Annotated in this window: 18 protein-coding genes, 1 tRNA gene and 2 pseudogenes; 11 read left to right on the top strand and 10 right to left on the bottom strand. The window is 41.5% G+C overall.

Annotated elements, in window-relative coordinates:
- Positions 1 to 77: 77 nt before the first annotated feature.
- Entirely contained in the window at positions 78 to 722 is a 645-nt protein-coding gene (locus V7K44_RS00760) for a DUF3318 domain-containing protein (protein WP_292749575.1), read from the top strand.
- Between the two features lie 277 nt (positions 723 to 999).
- Here the strand turns inward: V7K44_RS00760 and V7K44_RS00755 are convergent, their stop codons facing one another.
- On the bottom strand, positions 1,000 to 1,797 hold the full coding sequence (locus tag V7K44_RS00755; protein WP_334927679.1) for a 7-carboxy-7-deazaguanine synthase QueE: 798 nt from the start codon (positions 1,795 to 1,797) through the stop codon (positions 1,000 to 1,002).
- Between the two features lie 199 nt (positions 1,798 to 1,996).
- Between V7K44_RS00755 and V7K44_RS00750 the strand changes: the two genes are divergently transcribed.
- Positions 1,997 to 3,046, top strand: a complete 1,050-nt coding sequence (locus V7K44_RS00750; protein ID WP_334927677.1) for a sugar transferase — start codon at positions 1,997 to 1,999, stop codon at positions 3,044 to 3,046.
- 290 nt (positions 3,047 to 3,336) lie between these two features.
- Here V7K44_RS00750 and V7K44_RS00745 read toward each other — a convergent pair whose 3' ends face one another.
- The 6 genes from V7K44_RS00745 to V7K44_RS00720 all read right to left on the bottom strand — a co-directional run bounded on the left by V7K44_RS00745 (position 3,337) and on the right by V7K44_RS00720 (position 8,912).
- Entirely contained in the window at positions 3,337 to 4,794 is a 1,458-nt protein-coding gene (locus V7K44_RS00745) for a YcjF family protein (protein WP_334927675.1), read from the bottom strand.
- Between the two features lie 103 nt (positions 4,795 to 4,897).
- Positions 4,898 to 4,974, bottom strand: a tRNA-Met gene (locus V7K44_RS00740).
- A 46-nt stretch (positions 4,975 to 5,020) separates the two neighbouring features.
- Entirely contained in the window at positions 5,021 to 5,974 is a 954-nt protein-coding gene (locus V7K44_RS00735; protein WP_334927765.1) for an asparaginase, read from the bottom strand.
- Positions 5,975 to 6,069: 95 nt separating this feature from the next.
- Positions 6,070 to 6,570 carry a CGLD27 family protein gene (locus V7K44_RS00730; protein WP_334927673.1) on the bottom strand — a complete coding sequence of 167 codons (501 nt, stop codon included), beginning with the start codon at positions 6,568 to 6,570 and terminating at the stop codon, positions 6,070 to 6,072.
- The gene (gene rsfS / locus V7K44_RS00725) at positions 6,567 to 7,025 is read right to left on the bottom strand and encodes a ribosome silencing factor (RefSeq protein WP_094349127.1); all 459 of its coding nucleotides are present in this window, start codon (positions 7,023 to 7,025) and stop codon (positions 6,567 to 6,569) included. The genes V7K44_RS00730 and rsfS overlap by 4 nt, the downstream gene beginning before the upstream one ends.
- A gap of 612 nt (positions 7,026 to 7,637) precedes the next feature.
- Complete coding sequence (locus tag V7K44_RS00720) at positions 7,638 to 8,912, bottom strand: glycosyltransferase family 4 protein (RefSeq protein WP_334927670.1); 1,275 nt, start codon at positions 8,910 to 8,912, stop codon at positions 7,638 to 7,640.
- A 375-nt stretch (positions 8,913 to 9,287) separates the two neighbouring features.
- Between V7K44_RS00720 and V7K44_RS00715 the strand changes: the two genes are divergently transcribed.
- The 9 genes and pseudogenes from V7K44_RS00715 (at position 9,288) to V7K44_RS00675 (ending at position 17,933) form a co-directional block, all read left to right on the top strand.
- The gene (locus V7K44_RS00715) at positions 9,288 to 10,463 is read left to right on the top strand and encodes a DNA cytosine methyltransferase (protein WP_334927668.1); all 1,176 of its coding nucleotides are present in this window, start codon (positions 9,288 to 9,290) and stop codon (positions 10,461 to 10,463) included.
- A gap of 170 nt (positions 10,464 to 10,633) precedes the next feature.
- Positions 10,634 to 11,314, top strand: a complete 681-nt coding sequence (gene deoC / locus V7K44_RS00710) for a deoxyribose-phosphate aldolase (protein ID WP_334927666.1) — start codon at positions 10,634 to 10,636, stop codon at positions 11,312 to 11,314.
- A 103-nt stretch (positions 11,315 to 11,417) separates the two neighbouring features.
- Positions 11,418 to 12,320, top strand: coding sequence for a DNA repair protein RecO (gene recO, locus V7K44_RS00705; RefSeq protein WP_334927664.1), 903 nt, complete (start codon positions 11,418 to 11,420; stop codon positions 12,318 to 12,320).
- Positions 12,307 to 13,959, top strand: a complete 1,653-nt coding sequence (locus V7K44_RS00700; protein WP_334927763.1) for an MFS transporter — start codon at positions 12,307 to 12,309, stop codon at positions 13,957 to 13,959. The genes recO and V7K44_RS00700 overlap by 14 nt, the downstream gene beginning before the upstream one ends.
- Positions 13,960 to 14,314: 355 nt before the next feature.
- A complete protein-coding gene (locus V7K44_RS00695; protein ID WP_334927662.1) occupies positions 14,315 to 15,463 on the top strand; it encodes a glycosyltransferase family 4 protein in 1,149 nt (382 codons plus the stop codon).
- Positions 15,464 to 15,647: 184 nt separating this feature from the next.
- Positions 15,648 to 16,034, top strand: a complete 387-nt coding sequence (locus V7K44_RS00690) for a hypothetical protein (RefSeq protein WP_334927660.1) — start codon at positions 15,648 to 15,650, stop codon at positions 16,032 to 16,034.
- A 173-nt stretch (positions 16,035 to 16,207) separates the two neighbouring features.
- Positions 16,208 to 16,384, top strand: coding sequence for a DUF29 family protein (locus tag V7K44_RS00685; RefSeq protein WP_334927658.1), 177 nt, complete (start codon positions 16,208 to 16,210; stop codon positions 16,382 to 16,384).
- Positions 16,385 to 16,524: 140 nt separating this feature from the next.
- A pseudogene (locus tag V7K44_RS00680) lies at positions 16,525 to 16,767 on the top strand (DUF29 family protein); the annotation flags it as partial.
- Between the two features lie 77 nt (positions 16,768 to 16,844).
- Positions 16,845 to 17,933, top strand: a pseudogene (locus V7K44_RS00675) (IS4 family transposase).
- A gap of 364 nt (positions 17,934 to 18,297) precedes the next feature.
- Here the strand turns inward: V7K44_RS00675 and V7K44_RS00670 are convergent.
- From V7K44_RS00670 to gpmI, 3 genes are all read right to left on the bottom strand, one after another.
- A complete protein-coding gene (locus V7K44_RS00670) occupies positions 18,298 to 19,104 on the bottom strand; it encodes a peptidase (protein WP_334927656.1) in 807 nt (268 codons plus the stop codon).
- Between the two features lie 10 nt (positions 19,105 to 19,114).
- Entirely contained in the window at positions 19,115 to 19,348 is a 234-nt protein-coding gene (secG, locus tag V7K44_RS00665) for a preprotein translocase subunit SecG (protein WP_179066611.1), read from the bottom strand.
- Between the two features lie 98 nt (positions 19,349 to 19,446).
- Positions 19,447 to 21,045, bottom strand: a complete 1,599-nt coding sequence (gpmI, locus tag V7K44_RS00660) for a 2,3-bisphosphoglycerate-independent phosphoglycerate mutase (RefSeq protein WP_334927653.1) — start codon at positions 21,043 to 21,045, stop codon at positions 19,447 to 19,449.
- Between the last annotated feature and the right edge of the window lie 21 nt (positions 21,046 to 21,066).

The raw sequence follows: 21,066 nt of genomic DNA, 5'->3' as shown, positions 1-21,066 counted from the left end.
GACGGATCATCACTTAAATAGCTATACTCCAAAGTGATACCCTCACTATATACTGAAATTTTCTGGGGCTGGATATTATGACATCCTATGCAACCTCCTCTGCCAAAGCGGAAATGAGCGAACTCCGGCGGTTGAAAGCTTTACTACCACCAGAACTGCAAAGCTGGGTCACGGTTGAAGGCACAACTGAGGTCAATCCACCCCTGGTTCGCTGCGAAGAAATTGGGAAAGACCAGGTAGAAATTCAAATTGATTTGGTGAAATGGGATGCCCTCGCAATGGATCAGCGTAATCTGCTGTTCTGGCATGAGGTTGCTCGCGTTCAAAATGACACAATTCCTAAAGATGGTTGGGAAATGGCAGCACTAGCCATAGGTTTAGGTGGTGCTGTAGGGGAATTGTGGGTACAAGATGGATTGCTGCTGGTGTTAGCTTTGTCGCTTTGTGGCGTGTCAGGCTGGCGACTGTACCAAAAGAATAATGGGGAAAAGCAACTAAGAGAATTGCTCAATGCTGATGAGAAAGCGATCGCTTTAGCAACTCGTTTTGGTTATAGCCTCCCCAATGCCTACAAAAGTCTCGGTAGCGCCTTGAAAACCCTGATTGATAATACTCCTAGTAAGCGCCAACGATCGAGATACGAAGCAAGACTCTCTGCCCTCAAACGCAGTGCCAATAAGGCAAAAGCTAAATCCAAAACTCCAGATGAGGGCGCACTTTAGCAACCAGAAATTAGGTTGGGTGGGTATTGCCTACCCCAAAAAACCTAAATCAACGCGAGTTTGACAAACCTCTCTCTGCCTTGAACTTTAGTTCAAGTTTCTCTTTGAGTCAGGGAGGCAAGATTTTACGTAGTAAAACCTTTTAGTGATCTTTTGATTTGGCTCATTAGACTGCCTACTAAGGGGGCTGCTGTCTCCCTAATTAGTGGCAACAGCCCAATTACGATTTCATACAATCTTACTTTTTTCTTGACTACATCTTTATCAAACTAAAATTTTACAACTGGTTCAGCATTTTATGTGTCTGGGGGATCACGCGCACGTGCTTGACAAACCCCTTCATCAAAGCTTGCCACGTCAAAACTTGATCGCTGGAAGGCGCAAGTACAGGTACTGGAGAAAATTGTTCTGATACTGCCAAAGGCGTAACAGGTTGTAAAAATACTGAGATATCTGGACTAACCTCTGCCACCAACGAAGCTGAACGTTCCAACTCGGCGGGATCTGTGTTTTGAGACACAATTATCTTGACAAAAACATTTAAATATGAATCATGACATAACTGGAGAAATTTACTATGTTCTTGCCAATGACTTTCGCCGCTAACACTGGGCAATTTTAAATCCATACCTACAGAGTCTAAGTATGGGATAATCATTGCTAGTTGTTCTGGGCGATGTCCGCCGGTTTCTAAGTATATAGGTAGACCAGTTATGGCTCGCACTTGGGGTAGAAACTGCGTTAGAAATGAGGCATGAAGAAGTGGTTCGCCGCCAGTTAAGCTAATGCTATCGTGTAGACAAGGCAGATTTTGCTGTTCCACCCATTCGATTAATATGGGTAATGGGACAGGGTTAGAGTGGATTTCAAAGTCGCGCAATCCAGGCGATCGCTCTATCCGACAAGTTGTAGGTGCATTCCAAGTGTGGGCACTATCACAAAAGTGACAGCGCAAATCACACAAAGCAAAACGAATAAATATCTGACGTGTCCCTACATTCAGTCCTTCCCCTTGAATGGCAGAAAAGACCTCAATCAGGCGTGCGGTAGGTGTAACCGTATTTTTAGCAATCATTTGATGAGAGCAACGCGATCGCGCTGCGTCGGCACAACAGCAAGGATGTTTTTTGGCTTCTTGTTCTATTGTGAATCGTCGCTAGCGATCTCCAATCTCAGCCTCGGTAAATAGCAGTTAGTCCTGATTACCACTAATTTCCGATATTAGGTTAAGTAATTTTGTAGGACAAACTAATGTTTGGCATATTACATTATACATGGCAACGAAAGTGCAGAGCTTCATGACTAGCCAACCGACAGAGGTCGATTTTCCAGTTAATTCCCTAAACGACATTGCTATAGTGCAGGTGCCGACACGGTTGAGCGTGCTGGAGGCTTTAGGCTTTAAGCAAACCTGCCAAGGCTTAATTGGGCCCAATTCACATCCCAAGCAAATCATCATTGACTTTCACCAAACTACTTTTATCGATAGTAGTGGTTTAGGTGCCCTGGTAAGTAATTTTAAATATGCTCAGGCTAAGGATATTACATTAACACTGCGGAATGTAACACCTCAAGTGATGGCAGTTCTAAAACTCACAGGGTTGGATCAGGTTTTTCCTCTAGAACTTGTGGGGGATGGGTCGTTAATAGAACAAGATGACGTAGTAGATAATCGGAAGACAACTTCTCGTAAAGTAGAGCAGTTACCCACTACTCACCCTTCTATGGCATCTTGGATGAAACGGTTCTTAGATATTATTGGGTCAGTGATTGGTTTATTAATTACAGGAATTTTGTTTATTCCGATTGCGATCGCTATTCAAATTAACGATCCCGGCCCAATTTTCTTTAGTCAAATTCGTTGTGGTTGGATGGGTAAGCGGTTTAAGATTTGGAAATTCCGCTCTATGTGTGTGGATGCGGAAGCGAAGAAATCTCAAGTCAAAAATCAAGTGCAAGGTGCTTTTTTCAAGAATGAGAATGACCCCAGAATTACTAAGGTAGGGCGCTTTTTACGGCGAACGAGTCTTGATGAATTACCCCAATTTTGGAACGTCCTCAAAGGAGAGATGAGTTTAGTCGGCACTCGACCACCTACACCCGATGAAGTGGAACGCTATGAAGTACCAGAGTGGCAACGTTTAGATGTCAAACCCGGTATGACTGGCGAATGGCAAGTAAATGGACGTTCTACAGTCCGTAGTTTTGAAGATGTAATTCGTCTGGATTTGCAGTATCAAAAAAATTGGAGTTTAGTGTACGATTTAAAGCTAATTTTCAAAACTATAGCTATTCTGTTTAATAGAAACAGTGGTGCTGTTTAGCTAATTATCCTTATTCACAATTTTTTGAGAACTAGCAATCACGATATTCTTAAATACACCCAAGCCTAAAATAGGCTTGGGTAAATTTTAGGTTTACTAACAGCAGCACAAAAGTGTCAGCCAATTTTGGTTTTGAGATTTTAGACTGATTTATTAAAAGAAAGATGTTGATGTATTTTTATCCTCTATTAAAATCAGGGATTTAAACCAATTTTGGATTTTGAATCATTAAATCCAAAATCCAAAATCCAAAATCCAAAATCTAAAATTTAGCGATCCTGTGTATGAGATTATCCCATTGCCTTCTGAACATTAACTACTTCAACCGGCTGCACTTCTGGCAACAAACGCTTCATGCCTTGCTTAACAAACCCCTGCAAAAAACCAATCTGCTGATTTTGCTGAAATACCTTTTGCAAGGTTTGCCGCAAATTATCCAAATTCAAACCTGTTCCAGAATCTATCGCTATTTCCTGCTGTTGGAAATACTCAACTAGACTTAACCCTGCGACTCTAGTTAGATAAGCTGCACTTACTCCTTGCACTACGCCACCAGCAACAAAGGTAACGGCATTACTTTTCAGAACAGTACTAATAGCCTTTGTAGAAAGTTCAACTAAACCCAATTTCAGCATTAAACTTCCCATTGTTCCAGCTACGGTTTGTGCCTGTTCTAGAGAAAATTTTTGCTGATAGATATTACCCAAATCCATTACCATTTGAGCATTAATTGCCGCAGTTGCCAGGATATCAAAGGCTGGTACTGGGTTAGCAAAGGCAGCGGCAGCAGCTATCCACTGATATTGTTCAATAATTGGGGTGGCGCGATCGCGTCTGGTTCCATTTAGCCAATTTTTCGCCTCAGCTTTCAACAATCCGGCTTTCCTCATCGTTGTCACCCAAACTAGCCGTTGTCTTTGCTGTGCTAAAACTTCATCCAACTGCTGCTTTAACTGCTGGATATCTGCTGCTGGTTGCTCCATCCACTCTTGCACAGAACCATCAGCCTCATGCTTTCGGACTTTGATGGCAATGGGAGAGGCCGCAGTTGCAACTACATTTCCCTGCATCCGCTGTTTCAATGACAGCAAAATATTGGCGCTTTCATCGGTTAAATACTGGTCTTGTTTATTGAAAACCAGCATATTAGGCTGATTTGCTGCCTTTAGCTGCTGTAAAGTTTGAAATTCTGAGTCTGTCAAATCACCGTTTGTCAGAAATAGCACAAAATCAGATTTTGCTACTTCTGCCAAAATAGCCGCATCTGAGTTTTCACCCACTTCTCTAAATAAAGGTGGTGTCTCTTGTAAAGACATGAAATTTTGTGTCTCTAGATTTTGCTCTAGCACTTGAATTAAAGTGCTTTTACCCACGGATTTCCCGCCAGTCACAGCTACTTTAATTTTTTGTCTGTCTAATTCCAGCAACAAGTGGGCAACTTGTTCTCTGAGTGTCTCTAAGGCTGGATGGTTTTCTGCTTCTTGTGCTAGTTGGTTAATTACAGTTTCAGTTTTAGCGATCGCACTTTCCACAGTCGCCCGATCCACCACCATACCATCTAGCTGCTTTAAACTGTCTTTGGAGCGATTTTGCTGGAATAACCACAAACCACCGCCTACAGCTAAGGCACTCAACAAACCAAACTCACCCACCTGCACTATAGAATCGTGCCAACTGTCCAACATCCACAGAGAAAAGGACAGTCCCAATCCTCCCACTAAAATTGGTCGCTGCAACTTCACAACCATGATTCTCCGCGCCTTTTAGATGGCTATTTCTTCCAGAATAGATCAAAATAAAACAAAACCCCGCAATCTTTACTGATTGTAGGGTTTTGTTTTACATTTTATTTGGTGGCGGGAAGTGGATTTGAACCACTGACCTTCGGGTTATGAGCCCGACGAGCTACCAGGCTGCTCTATCCCGCGTTGCTCTCGACTTATTTATAGTAACCTATAGTCAAGAGTTTGGCAACTACAAAAACGATAATTCTCCAATTACTTCTAAACGCTTGTATTTTCCCAAGGTGACAAACTTTTCTGAGAGGCTTTCGGCGGCGCTGGGACTAATCCAACCCATTTGCTGGAGTAAGTGAATCGCAACGGCATATTTTGCTCGTTTCGCCCCATCCATGACTTTGATTGCCAATCCCAAGCCTTCACCCAGTCTACCAATGCACTGCACTCCTTCGGCACCAGTTTTGCTGACTAGTTCTCCTGGAGTTAAGCGCATCAGTTCCGTATCAAATTCTCCATCTCCTGCTACCATCGCGGGATGATGAGTCATGGCACGAACAATGCGCTCCATATCCAAGTTAGTACTAGAGGCTAACAGTGCATATAGAGATGCCATATGACCGAGTTGCATCAGATAAGTTGGTGCGCCACAGTCATCATGAGCGCTGATAAATTCTGCTGCTGGCATTCGCAGCAACTCTGCGACTTTGCCCAAAATTAACTGCTGTATTGGATGCTTGCGATCCAAGTAGTTATTCAAGGGCCAATGGCGTTGCTGACAAACAGCTAACATTCCAGCGTGTTTTCCTGAGCAATTGTATTCTAGAGGACTCTGCTTTCCTTCAGGAATTGGACACTGGAGTATAGTCGGGTCAAGATCCGCCCGCCAAAGGATGTTAAATACCTGTCGGACTTGATCTATTCTTCCTTTATGGGAACTTGTGATAATTGCTAAGTCGCGATCGCTGAGTTGATAGCGTTCCAGTGTACCTGTTGTGGTGACAGCGAGTGCCTGAAATGGTTTGAGGGCTGAACGGATAAATGCAGCAGTTTCAGAATTTCCGGCAACGGTTAGAACCCGTCCTCGTTCATCACAGACAACAGCTTGGACTATATGCCTGGATTCAATAATACCTTCCCGCAGCAACCGGACTTCCAATGCTGTGGCTTGAGTTCGTTTTCCCATTGTCATGGGTTTATATTTATCACCTTTTTTAATTAAATTAGTCATTGGTCATTGGTCATTAGTCCTTAGCTAATGACTAATGACCAATGACCAATAACTCTTTAAAACAAATGCCAAACTATAGTACCAGTAACGTACATTCCCGCCAAGCCAGCAAAGGTAAATTGTAACCGCCGCAGAATGGGTTTGATTTCGTATGAGACAATTAAGCGATCGCGGTTGAGAACTTCCTCTGGTTTAGTCCAAGTTTGACCATCGTACCAGCCGGACTCTTCATAAAATACTGTGGGACTACAAAGGCGATCGCACACGTAGAACCAACCTAAGTACAACCTTACCAGTACCAGTACTAACCCGACACTCGCTGCGGCTGCACCACAGAGAATAAAATGTGCAATATACTTGTGAGGGGGAAAACTTGCCGCAGCTATCGGCCCTGCAAAGAGCCAAGATAAACCCCAAATCCAAAAGAGTTTCGTGATATACTCACGCCAATGTAAAGTAGTATCACGAAATAGCCAGGAAGTTTTTAACTCTTCGTATTCATTGAGCGGTTGTTGGTCTGTAGGAACTGGGCAATTAGAAACCGAAGACCTAATCATGTTGGCTTACCCTCACCTTCATCAGATTCTGGAAGGGAAATACGCTCTGCATGAATCCAGAACGCTTCTAAATTATAAAACTCCCGTTCCTTGGGCATCATGATATGAACGATCACATCACCGTAGTCTTGTAGTACCCAACTCCCCTCAACTTTTCCTTCTGTCCTTAAGGGACGGCGTTGCAACTCAGTTTCGACTTTTCCTTCAATTGCTTGAGCGATCGCCCTGACCTGTGCTCTAGAATAGCCAGTCATCATCACAAAGTAATCAGCCAGGTAAGATACCTCTGCTACTTTGAGCAATAAAATCTCACCTGCTTTGCGGTCTGAGGCCGCAACAGCGATCGTTGCAGCTAATTTTTCGCTCGCCTCTTCGGTTTGGCCGTGGCTTATTACCGCACTCTTCGTCAGTGGGACAGATTGCAATGGGAAATTTCCTTGGAAATAATCAGTCATTAAACCTCAGGTGCTTTCTTCCTTTTGAAACAATTGTTGACATTTACTTACAAACAACGAACAATTGATCTGACAAATGTGTCAATAGGTTTTTTTGAATACTAACAAAAAAACAGGTGTCTATGGGATTAGTTTGATAATTGGCTGTTTAGATTTCGATATCCGCAACAGCTGAAAAGCTGATAGTTATTGTGCAGCGATAAATCAACCAATAGCTTTCCAGTACGAATTGACAGCGAAAATAATCGCAGATTCATCAAACAGCATAATATGTAATGTAAAGCTAGTAATTCGCAGGTAACTATACATCTACGCTTTATACTGTCTACCAAAAATTATGATACGACACAGCATACTAATAACTGGTCTAGCAAAAGTGCGATTTATTATATACGCATAGCATGAAGTATTAATACATACTTTGTCAGTAATAAACCACGGATAGAATGAAGTGAAGCCGTGAGATTTCTAGTTCAACAATCCACCTGACAACCTGCTTGTCTATGGCTATATTTTTAATAGTAAAATTAGCTACCCTCAAAATCTCATAATCTTTAGACATGAGGGCATAATTGTAATCTCTACAGATGTAACATAACTTTGCAGTAAAGATTAAACTTCTTGTTTCGTAACTATGCCTCTAGACTGAATTGTTCTACGTTCTGCTGTCAATGAGTAACACAAGGACTCATACTGATTTAAAGCTTGTTCAAAAGCATATTGCTCAACGGCATATTGGCGACTTTTATAACCCAGAGTTTTGACTTTTTCGGGGTTTTGGTACAAATCTAAAATTGCCATCGCTAAAGCTTGGGGATCTTCTGGAGGAACGATAACTCCGCCGCCACTTTGCCTAATGGCTCTTGCTGCCGTACCATTGTCGGGGACAGAGGCAACTAAGGCCCCTCCACTAGCAAGTAGCACTTGAATTTTTGACGGCATATTGAAGGATACAACATTTTTCTTTTGCACCACTAAACCAACATCCGCGGCTCCTAACATCTGTGGTAAATCTTTGCGGGGTTGAAATGGCAGTAACAACACATTATCTGCGCCGCAGTCTAGACATTCCTGTTGCAATCGCTGTAAACCTTTTGCTTCTCCAACGATGACAAAGACAATATCTTGGATATGGCGCAATACAGAAGCAGCTTTGACGACGCTTTCTAAACCTTGAGTTAAGGCGATGTTACCAGAATAAAGTACTACAAATTTGCCATTCAGATTATGTGTTGCGCGGAAAGGGTTATCCTCTTTGGGCAAAGGGCGGATAAAATTTACATCAACCCAGTTGGGAATTTGCACAATTTTGTCAGCTTCTACGCCCTTAGCTCGCAAATTGTCCACAAACCCGTCAGCAATGACGCTAATTTTAGTGGCAGTGCGGTAAGCAAATTTTTCCAATAATGTAAACAACCGGATAAGTAATTTATTTTTCAGTAGACCGACATGGACGGCTGCTTCTGGTAATATATCTTGTAGATTTAAAATCACAGGACAAGCACGTAACCATCCTAAAAGAGCAACTGGTACACAGCTTGGCAAGGATGGGGATGTTGAGAGAATCACATCTGGGCGCCAACCGATAAGGGCGGGTACAAAACTAGTGACGACGAAACTAGCATCTAGTAACACCCGATCTAATAGGTTGGGTTGTGGACGAATCCAAACGTAACTGCGTTGAATTTGAACGCCATTTTTGGATTCGTTGACATACCATTTACCCCGATATTCCTGGTAAATTTGCCGCTCAGGGTAATTGGGCATAGCGGTGACTACACGCACTTCATGCCCACGTTTCACTAGTCCCTCTGCTAATTCAGTCATTAGTGGGGCAATACCAATCGGTTCTGGATAGTAGTTGTAGGAGTAAATTAAAATCCGCATAAAAACTTAGTCCGAAGTACCCCGGTTTTTTATTTAGTGACAAATATTTGTCTGAAATATCATTTGGGCTTGGAAAACCCTATATCTAATTGTGACTCCAGACTGTTTTTCTGTCAGGTGTTTTCCTTAAAGATTGAGTAAACTTTGAGATGTAATACTTAGGGGAACTATAAATTTTTTTTACTATTTAAGCAGTTTTTCAATTGTTATTTTTTGATGGGTACTTACGTAGAATCCCTAAGTATATTAGGTTTTACCAACTCTTAAGACCAAATTGGGATAGTTAGTATTAACTCTCTCTATAGTTACGCACATAACCCATTTTCATAGAATCTGAATATTAATAAAATTTTTTGATCGTACTAGTGTAATTCAATGAGCGATCGCCCTTGTATTTTCTCTTTTTTTGCTGGATCGGGTTTGCTAGATTTAGGTTTTGAAACCAGCGGTTTTAATATTGTTTATGTCAATGAAATCTTCGCCCCATTCATCGCTGCCTATCGCCATTCACGGGAAGTTCTGAAAATGCGATCGCCTGAATATGGATATCATCACGGTGAAGCCGCCGATGTAACAAATCTTATTACCGGAAAAGAAGCACAACGCCTTCAAGAATTAGTCAAAGACTGCCGCAAATCTCATCATATAATTGGTTTTATCGGCGGGCCTCCCTGTCCTGATTTTTCTATTGGTGGAAAAAATAGAGGGCGTTTAGGAGATAATGGCAAGCTTTCCGCTTCTTATGTTGAATTAATTTGCCGCAATTTTCCTGATTTCTTTTTATTTGAGAATGTTAAGGGTTTATGGAAAACGGCAAAACACCGTTTATTTTTTGAATCGCTCAAGCAACAATTACAAGCAGCAGGTTACATATTAACAGAGCGATTAATTAATGCTATTGAATACGGCGTACCCCAGAATAGAGACAGAATTATCCTAATTGGCTTCAAAAATAGTTTTCTTCAGGAAATGAAAATCGCATTTGATAAAAAATTACTTTCTGAAGAAACTTTCCCTTGGAATAATTCTATTTTATATCCTCAAGAAAATGTTTTCGCTTACCCTTGGTGTAAGTGTGAACCATTCAAAGAAAATTCTCTAACACCTTGTCCTGATGGCATACCTGAAGAACTGACAGTTGAATACTGGTTTAGAAAAAATAACGTTCTGAATCATCCCAATGCTGAACACTATTTTCAACCAAGGGCAGGTATAACAAAATTTGCTGCTGTTCAAGAAGGAGATAATTCCAGGAAGTCTTTCAAACGTCTGCATAGATGGCGTTACTCTCCGACAGCTTGCTATGGAAATAATGAAGTACATTTACATCCTTACAAAATCCGGCGGATTTCTGTAGCAGAAGCTTTAGCTATCCAATCTTTGCCTGCAAACTTTATACTTCCAGAGAATATGTCGCTCACAAATATGTTTAAAACTATTGGTAATGGTGTCCCATACTTAGCATCAAAGGCATTAGCTCAAACTATGATTAACTTCTTAGAAACTAGTGTAAAAAATACTGTTGGCATTCATAACATTACTAGCACTTAACGTCAATTTAAATACTTACAGTAATTCCGGGATATCTGTAAAGCCGATATTAAAGACAATTCAGCAGCTTGTTTTCAGGATAAACTCGTAATAAGTGTGGTTTAATATATATATAAGAAATGTTTTAATTTTTTATAAAGTTTAATAATCAATCACTGGCAGAAGACACGATGGCAGCAGACTATCCAGACATTGATATTGCGCCATTTATCGATCACTCCCTGTTAATATCAACGGCTACTCCAGAGCAGGTTGAGCAATGGTGTGAAGAAGCATACAGATTCAACTTTGCGGCGGTTTGTCTGTTCCCCGCTAACATTAAGCAAGCAGTAGAACTCCTCCACGGTAAAAACCCTAAAGTCTGTACAGTGATTGGTTTTCCTTCTGGTGCAACGACTTCAGCCGTGAAACTGTATGAAGCTCAAGAAGCGGCGGATAGTGGTGCCACTGAGTTGGATGTAGTCATGAACTTGGGCTGGTTAAAAGCTGGCAAAACTGAAGAAGTCCACCGGGAGATTGCCGAAATTTGTGAAGAGACTGGGCAAACTGTCAAGGTGATTTTGGAAACTAACCTGTTGACAGATGCAGAGAAAAAAATAGCTGCTGAAATCGCTATGGAGGCAGGAGCAGCATTCTTAAAAACTAGTACAGGTTGGAATGGTGGTGCCACAGTGGCAGATGTACGACTTTTGCAGGAATTGGCAAAAGAAAGAGTGGGAATTAAGGCTTCAGGTGGTATCCACACTATCAATCAAGCTCTAGACTTAATCGTAGCGGGTGCTACTAGATTAGGCACATCTCGCGGTATGGATTTGATCCGTCAGCGCGATAACCTGGGAAAGGGTGAATAGTCATTTGTCCTACCCTGCGGGAAGCCGCAGAAGCGTCTATGTCATTTGTCCTAAGCTAATGACCAATGACTAATTACTAATGGCTAATAACTACTAATGACTAATGAGTAGAACCTACAAAGCAACTGGTATTAATCTTAAAACCCAGGCGCTAGGAGAATCGGATAAAATAGTGACGATTTTGACACGAGAATTCGGTTTGATTCGAGCCGTGGCTCCAGGGTCACGTAAGCACAACTCCAGCCTGGGCGGTAGGAGTGGAATGTTTGTTGTGAATGAACTATTGATTGCCAAAGGGCGATCGCTTGATAAAATTACTCAAGCACAGACTTTAAAAACTTATCCTGGTTTAGCTAAAGATTTGGGAAAACTGTCCGCCAGTCAATATTTAGCAGAAATAGTTCTGTGTGAAGCTTTGAGCGAACAACCCCAAGAAGAACTTTATGATTTGTTCAATGAACATCTTCATCGCTTGGAGATGGTGTCTAGTGCAAATCCATCTGGTGTTTTAGCTCATCTGGCTCATGGTGTATTTCATCTTTTAGCCTTAGCAGGACTAACGCCACAAGTGCAAATCTGTTGCCTATCTCAGCACCCCCTCAAACCAGACTTTACAGATCCCAACTGGCAGGTAGGATTTAGTATCCCTGCGGGTGGAACGGTTTCCTTAGAAGCTAGGGAAGGTTTACGAAAAGAGAGGCAGAGGGAGATTAATAACCAATTCCCCATGCCCAATGCCCCATCCCCAATGCCCAATACCCAAACAATTGTTGTGCATCGGCAAGAAATACCTGTGATTTCTAGTCGTTTGGGTGCTATGGAACTAGCTTTGCTTCAACATCTGTCACAACCAGAGATAAGGCAAATTGATGGTGCTAAAGATCATCACTGGTTATCTGTTGAGCAGATTTTGCGCCAGTATGCTCAGTATCAATTAGGCCGCCCTATTCGCTCTGCTACCTTGATCGACTCTTATTTTGCTGCCAACCATGATGCAACCGTCTGATTTGGATAAGAAAATCCTGCCTTTGTCACCTAGCCTCGCCAAAAAACAGAATAGGGTATCAGATCCTACAGTCAGGAATCACTTGAGTGCTGTTCCCAAGTGTACACCTAGTCAAATAAATGGCCAAGAAATGTCCCCAAAAGACGTTTCTCAAAACGATCAAAATTGGACAGCGGAGATCCCAAAAACTGATCTTCCAAGCCAATCAGAAACACAATCTGAGGACAAATTAACCACTGCTGAGATAGATAGCAACGGCGTTGGCAATGGGCATAATTTGCCAGTAGCCGCGATCGCAGAAAAAGAACCACCGCAATTAGATGGATCTGGTTCAGGTGGAGAAGCTATTGCAGGGAATGTAAAACAGCAGGGATTTTTACCTGTATTAAAAAACCCTAATTTCTTGGCTCTTTGGGGCGGTCAAGTTTTCTCCCAACTAGCAGATAAAGTTTATTTGGTGCTGATGATTGCCTTAATTAATACTCAGTTTCAAGGAAGCAATCAGAGTATTAGTGGTTGGGTGTCAGTCTTGATGATGGCTTTTACGATTCCAGCCGTATTGTTTGGTTCCGTTGCTGGCGTGTTTGTCGATCGCTGGTCGAAAAAGGCTGTGCTGGTGGCAACGAATATTTGGCGCGGCATCCTAGTTTTGTCAATTCCCTTCCTGGTGTGGTTGACTCATGACTGGAAACCCATAGGAGTGCTGCCAGTGGGTTTTTTGATTGTTCTGGGTGTAACTTTTTTAGTTTCCACACTGACGCAGTTTTTTGCCCCGGCAGAACAGGCGGTAATTCCCTTAATCGTAGAAGAACAGCATTTACTCTCGGCTAATTCGCTTTACACAACAACGATGATGGCATCGGTGATTGTTGGGTTTGCGGTTGGAGAACCGTTGTTAGCGATCGCAGATGGACTTTGGCTGCAAATTGGTGGTAGTGGTAGTTTGGGCAAAGAACTTTTAGTAGGTGGCAGTTATGCGATCGCTGGACTAATTTTGTTCCTCCTGGCAACTAAGGAAAAACACCACCACCCCGATACAGAATTTCCTCACGTATTCTCTGACTTACGAGACGGTTTTTCCTATCTCAAAGCAAATCATCGCGTCCGCAATGCTTTGCTTCAACTGATTATCTTGTTTTCTGTCTTTGCAGCATTAACTGTTTTAGCCGTTCGGATGGCGGAAATAATTCCCAACATGAAAGCTTCCCAGTTCGGCTTTTTACTAGCATCTGGCGGTGTTGGCATTGCGGCGGGAGCAACAATTCTCGGTCAATTTGGTCAACGTTTCTCCTACACCCAGCTAAGTCTGTACGGTTGTATGGGTATGGCAGCATCCCTGATTGGTCTATCAGTGTTTACAACTCAACTGTGGCTCATCTTGTTACTGGTAGCGCTCTTAGGTATCTTTGGGGCACTAGTGGGAATTCCCATGCAAACTGCCATCCAAACAGAAACACCTCCAGAAATGCGTGGTAAAGTTTTTGGCTTGCAGAACAATGTAATTAATATTGCTCTCTCCTTACCTTTAGCATTAGCTGGTGTCGCAGAAACCTTTCTGGGATTACAGGTAGTTTTTTTGGGATTAGCTGCGATCGTCTTTTCAGGAGGTATATTAACCTGGTATAACTCGCACAAGTAGTTATCAGCTAACAGGAGTTATTATTCATTACCTTGAGGTAATTAATATTTACTTAAAGCTTTTGCGTTCATGGTAAACTGTGGTCAGTGAAAATTTATCACATACTTGCCGGATATGAATCTGACATTAGTCGGAATAAGTTGTTGAAATATCAGAAATTAACAACTTATAACTAAAATAAATAAAGCCATCAATCCACTGGTTTAATCAGCTGACAATAAGCTTTTTAAACTAGTAGAAAATTTTGGGAATTTTTAATAAATAAAAAAACCAGCAAGTATAGCTAGATAAAATAAAAATCACAAAGGACACCAAGTAATAGATTAAACCCGCTTTTCTTACAGCTAAATAAAGAATGCGTATAGCCTGGATTGGAAAAAAATCACCCTTTTGCGGCAATGTCACCTACAGTCGAGAAATTACAAATGCCTTGCTAGATAGGGGACATCAAGTTAGCTTTCTTCACTTCGCCCAGGAAGAGTCTGAACCTGATAATTGGCCAAATCTTCGAGAGGTTTCCCTACCTTTCATTTACAAGTCCCAGGTTTACACGATTCCCACTTTTAAAGCCACCAAAGTTTTAACCGATTCACTGCGGGAAATCAAACCAGATGTAGTCCATGCTTCCTTGACGTTATCTCCTCTAGACTTTTTTCTACCAGAAATCTGTGAGGAACTGAGGTTGCCCTTAGTTGCCACTTTTCACACACCGTTTGCTGGCAAGGGAGCAAAGCTGGTATCAGGAACACAACTTTTGGCTTATCAGCTCTACGCGCCTTTTTTAGTTAACTACGATCGGGTGATTGTATTTTCCCAAATTCAGCGAGAATTATTGGCAGGGATGGGCGTAAGGGAAGAAAATATTGCCGTAATTCCCAACGGTGTTGATACCGTTAAGTATTCTCCAGGATTTTCCCAAATCAAAGCGGAATTTAAAGCCGATCGCTTGTTTGTCTATCAGGGTAGAATAGCGCCAGAGAAAAATGTTGAAGCCCTCCTCCGCGCTTGGAAGCAATCGGCAATGGAGCCTGGTACTAAGTTGCTAATTGTTGGCGACGGCCCTTTGAAGTCTTCCTTAGAGCCGTTTTTTGGTTCAGAATACGGCATTATCTGGTTGGGATTTGTCGCTGATGAAGACCGACGCATCGAAATTTTGCGGGGCGCAGATGTATTTGTTTTGCCTTCATTGGTAGAGGGTTTGTCCCTATCTCTGTTAGAAGGAATGTCATGTGGGTTGGCTTGTTTAGCAACAGATGTGGGTGCAGATGGAGAAGTCTTGGAAAAGGGCGCAGGTGTCGTTATTAGTACCAAAACAGCGCGTTCGCAATTAAAAACCCTCTTGCCAGTGTTGCAAGACCATCCAGAGTTAACAACCCTACTGGGGCAAAAAGCTAGACAGCGTGTATTAGACCGCTATACCCTTAGTAAAAATATTAGTCTGCTGGAAGAACTTTATAAAGGAGTTTTAGCACAGCGACCTCTACCACTAAGTCGCAGAGCGTAAGGAAAGGGAAAAAGTGCGATCGCACTCTAAATTTTCAGATGGTAATCAATGAGTGCGATCGGGCAACAATGTTAGGCAGCATTGGCTAATATTCTAGTCATGCAATGATTTCTGACTTATAAATTACAGATACCTGACAAATAATTCTCTTACCAGTTTTATAAGGCTATCTAAAGTTAAAAAAATGAAGTATCACGCAAGTCAGATAAAGGTGATAAATATCCCTGACTTAGAGCAGCTAGAACATGGAAAGTGCTGCCGAAGATACGTCTATTGCTTCACAAATCCGTTGCCCGAACAAAACGTTATTGACCAAATTGCAAATAGTTTGGAGAAGAGATTTACCTTTTCAAAGGAAGTATATGAGATTCCTGAAGATGTTGAAATTTGTGCATCTATTTTCATAGAGCGTTTACAAGACAACGAAGCCAGAGTTAGTGTTTTGACAAATCAACCAGAAGAAGATTGCGTTTCCATCTTTGGGACGCATACTCTGCCACGCAAAATTGAGGAAAGGTTTGGAATTGTACAGTCAATTCAGGGGGAACAGCGAGAGACTTGGATTGACTGACTGACGGTAGGGTATAACTTTTGGTTGGTTACTCTTCTAGGAGTCGCTGGATATCTTCTGACTTAACTTATGGGTGCTGTGTATGTTTTTTCTGGGCAATTATCGGCAAAAATTAATAAATTAGTTACGATGAAATAATAAATAAAAGTAAATTAAAGCTACAAAATGAACAAATGACTGGAATCATCGACATAAAAACATTATATGAATCCAATTACCTGCAATGGTTGGAGGAGACTATTAAATGTCTCAAAAATCGACAACTAGCAGACATTGACTATGAAAACTTAATAGAAGAATTGGAAGATTTGGCTAAGAATGAAAAAAGGCGAGTAAGAGCTGATTCGTAAAGAAAATCTTAAGGATACTCAGATCGTTACGAGGTCTGAGTTTCAGCGAATAAGTGCTTTATTGACTTCAATTCCTGAAACCTTTACAAGACAAGTACTTTACTTGAGTTTACAAATTAGCTCTAAGAAGTTTATTAGAACAGATTATTAGACATTTATTACTTTATCAATATTGGGATTTAGAAAAGCCAAGAAATGCTAATCATTGGGCGGCTGAAATTATTAGTTTTCGGAACCAACTAAATGAAGATTTAAGTGCCAATTTACGCAATCATTTAGAGGAGAATTTCAGCATAATTTATAGCAATGCCTTAGATTATGTTAAAGCTAAAACAAATTTAACTAATTTACCTGAATTATGTGCTTATACCCAGAAGTGTTGAATGTTAAGAAAAATCCAATAAAAATAACCCAAAATATGGTAATTTTGGGCGAAGGCTTAAAATATATTAGTTTGATTGTGATTATAAATTCATTTGCCAAAGTTGTCAAAGATATCCTGAAAAGCCTGCCAAAAAACGATTATCCAGTATTGAACAGTCGTCTGTTCTTCGAGTGCTGGTTATCCTATGCCCTGGATAACAGTTTAACAAGTATGCGAGATTTATTTAAAAGATTAAATAATACAGGATTTGATGTAGATATTTCTACTTTTTCTAAAGCAAGTTCTCACCGCCCACAAAAACCCTTCCAAGAAATTTATCAAAAATTAAATGAATTAGTCCATAATAAAACTCAGAAAAAGTTACATGATAAATACGCAATTTGTCCTATTGATTCAACAATTATTACTTTAACAAGTAAATTGTTATGGGTTTTGGGACATCATCAAGTTAAACTTTTTAGTTCCTTAAATCTAGCTACAGGTACCCCAGATCGCGTAGCGTCTCGAAGAGAAGATAACTTCATCAATTTTGGTCACGATCATGATTATAATTTTGGCTCGAAAATGATGTTTAATTTACCCACAAATGCTGTTGGGGTAATGGATAGAGGAGGCAGTGCGTTGGGCGGGTTTCCCGACTTGAAGCAACTGCCGTGATTTGCTGGGTTGAAATTTATTCAAGACTTGGCGCAAGAAAATAAATATTTCGTTTTGCGGATTAAAAATAATTGGAAGCTAGAATTTTCTGACTCAACTGGATTAATTAAAGTTGGTGCATCTGATGATGCTCAAGCCTATAGAGTTATTAGCTTTTGTGATTTAGATACGAAAACTGAGTTCCGCTTGGTGACAAATTTACCAGCATCGGTAGATGCGGAAGTTACTGATGATGAAATTAGGAATATTTATCGTTTACGTTGGGGAGTTGAATTGTTGTGGAAGTTTTTAAAGATGCACTTAAAACTTGACAAATTAATTACCAAGAACGTCAATGGTATCACTATACAAATTTACATTAGTTTAATAGCATATTTGATTTTACAGCTTTTATATATACCCAAACAATGAGGATATACACTATTAGATAAATTCCGTTATTTGCAATCATGTATGTGTCAAAAAATCAGTTATGTTCATTGGTTTGAGGAGATGATGTTATGTTGACTATTTTAGGTTTTTTAGAGCTACTTTAACTAAATATGTAAAGTTTTGTATCGACATTCAACATTTCTGGCTTATACCTTAGAGCAAATTTTGGATAAAAATTGGTTACCTTAATCTTAAATCTTGATTTTTACATAAAATAAAACATATTCATATTTTAACTCAGCAACACCATAACAGGACTTACGCAACTGGCACAGTGCGATCACTAGACAGTAGTACATACGTATTTAATTAGCGAGAATCTGTTTGATTGGCTTTACTCGAATTACTAACAATAATCTATGTCTCTTGTGTAGTTTTTGGGCGCTGGGTGCGCGAAGCGCACCATTGCTTGTGCCAGTTGCGTAAGTCCTGCATAAAATTAAGTCGCTGAATTATTCACTAAAGACCATCCCAAAGTAGTTGGCTGTTCATAAACCCGCTTTAGAGTATTTACATCTCTGGGAGAAATAGACGGCGGGTTACGAACTTGAGAAAAATATAGGGCATCAGTTTGTAGCGGACTATGACCCCAAATTCCCAACGCATGGCCAAATTCGTGGCGGGCTGCTGCAATGAGATACTCACCTGTTTGGCTGGGACTTAACAAGATGGTGAAGCGGTGGGATAAAACTTTGTTGCTGGTGTATAACTCGTAAGTAGTTTGTGCCGATCGCGCACGGGGTATATTACTACCAGGGGAAATTTGTAGAGGTGGCGCTTTTCGCGCGATCGTAATATCAGCAATTTCTGGCTGTTCGACTATTGTTAAAGGTAAATAAGTACTCCACTCCTGTACACCCTGCAAAACAGCGTTAACCCATGCTTGAGATTGTTTTTCGCTGATGGCTTTTGGTGGTTCTACATAAACTCGAATGGGAAATTGCGACCAGACTAAATAACCCACCTGAGTTGTTGTGACTTGGGAAAAGTAGTCACCACTGTTAGTGTTATCTTGCCACTGCGCCAATGTGGGCGGTAAGGGATGAGGTTTTGGGGAAGTGGGGAGAGATATTATTAAATCTGAATATACATATTCTGGTATTATTGTAAATCCATTACTCGACTGGATATTAGTAAAAACGATCAACAGCCCTGTGCCAGAAAATAAGGCAAGAGCTGTAATTAACCGTCGTGAAATTAAATTTATTAGGGTATTAAGTATCGGGTGTTGGGTTATTTTCCCCATTTACCTATCCTTATTTAGGCAGCCAACCAGCACTTAAAACTACTGTTAAACCGAGGAAAATTACTGTCAATGCCCAAGTAATTCGGTTTAAGGTGTTTTCTGCACTCTTGGTGCTGCTAAATAGCTGGGCTTGTCCGCCAATAGCGCCAACGCCATCACCTTTAGGGCTATGCAGTAAAACTAAGATAATCAAACCAGTGGCAGAAAATGCCCAAATGCCTTGCACGATATTACTAATTGTCATGGTAGGAATCTCATTTATAAAAAGTTTCAAAAAACAGAATTCAGAATTCATGAGTTAGGAGTTTTTAGTGAACTCCTAACTCAGGACTCAGGACTTTTTTACAGCCCCACTTGTACGGGGGTGCGAGTGCGTTGCAGCTCATATTCTGCTGTTTTCAGCAGCGATCGCCCGGTCATTTCTGGTGGCTGAGGCAGCTGTAAAATCTCTAGAATTGTGGGGGCAATGTCGGATAGCTTGCCATCGTTTCGCAGTTCGACATTTGTACCATATCCAGGGATTTTGACTTTCTCTCCTTCCACCAAGATAAAGGGGACTGGATTAGTGGTATGAGCCGTCCAGGGATTACCCCCTTCATCTAGCATATACTCAGCGTTGCCGTGGTCGGCAGTAATAATTGTTGTACCACCGGCTTTGATAACGCTTTCTAACAAGCGACCCAAACAGCGATCGACTGTTTCAATTGCTGTAATGGTAGCGTCGATTTGACCAGTATGCCCTACCATGTCTGGGTTAGCATAGTTAATCACAATTAGAGAATACGTACCCTTTTTAATCGCAGCGATCGCTACATCTGTAACTGCTGCTGCTGACATCGCTGGGGCATGATCGTAAGTCGCTACCATCGGGCTGCTTACCAGTTCCCGATCTTCTCCGACAAAAGGTTCCTCCAGACCCCCATTAAAGAAATAGGTGACGTGGGCGTATTTTTCTGTTTCGGCGGTGCGGAACTGATTCAAACTATGATTGGCTATGACTTCTCCCAGAATGTTACTGAGATTCTGCGGCTCAAAGGCGACAGCTACGGGTAGGTCTGAATCATACTGTGTAAACGTGACAAAAGACAGCGGTGTGATTTGCTGTCTTTCAAAACCATTAAACGTGGGACTGACCAAAGCTTGAGTCAGTTGCCTGGAGCGATCGGGGCGGAAGTTGAAAAATATCACCCCATCCCCTGGTTCTATTGCGCCGGGTGCAATTCGGATTGGGTTGACAAATTCATCTTTTACCCCTTCGGCGTAAGATGCTTGCAAGATTTCCACAGCAGTGCGATTATCAGCTGCACCATCTTGGGTCATCACGTCGTAAGCTCGTTTGACCCGATCCCAGCGGTGATCGCGATCCATCGCGTAGTAGCGACCGCTGAGGGTGACTATGCGTCCAATTCCCGCGCGGTCTATATAATCTTGCAGCAATGTGATTGCTCTTACACCGTCAGTTGGGGCGGTGTCACGACCATCGGTGATGGCATGAATACAAACTTCTGGAATTCGCTGGTTTTTGGCTAAGTCAAGTAGTCCGAATAGATGGGTGATATGAGAATGTACCCCTCCCTCAGAACAAAGGCCTACTAGATGCAGCTTGCTATTCCGAGAACGAACTTCCTGGCAAATTTTGACAAGTGCTGGGTTTAAAGCAATAGAACCGTCTTCGACCGCATCAGAGATGCGTACCAGTTCTTGCGGTACAACTCGCCCAGCACCAATGTTCAAATGACCTACTTCCGAGTTGCCCATTTGACCTTCTGGCAACCCTACGGCTTTTCCTGATGTGTGGATGAGGGTATGCGGGTAAGCTGCCCATAAACTGTCCACGATGGGAGTTTTAGCAGCAATAATGGCGTTTCCTCGCGTTTGGTCGCAGTAGCCCCATCCGTCTAAAATGACTAGCACCACAGGAGCAACAGGTGCTTTGGTCATAGTAAAATTGCCCTTTACTTT

The sequence above is a fragment of the Nostoc sp. genome (assembly GCF_036917235.1).
GTDB lineage: Bacteria > Cyanobacteriota > Cyanobacteriia > Cyanobacteriales > Nostocaceae > Nostoc.
The sequence above is the reverse complement of the archived record's forward strand: the minus strand, read 5'-3'. Positions and strand labels throughout refer to the sequence as shown.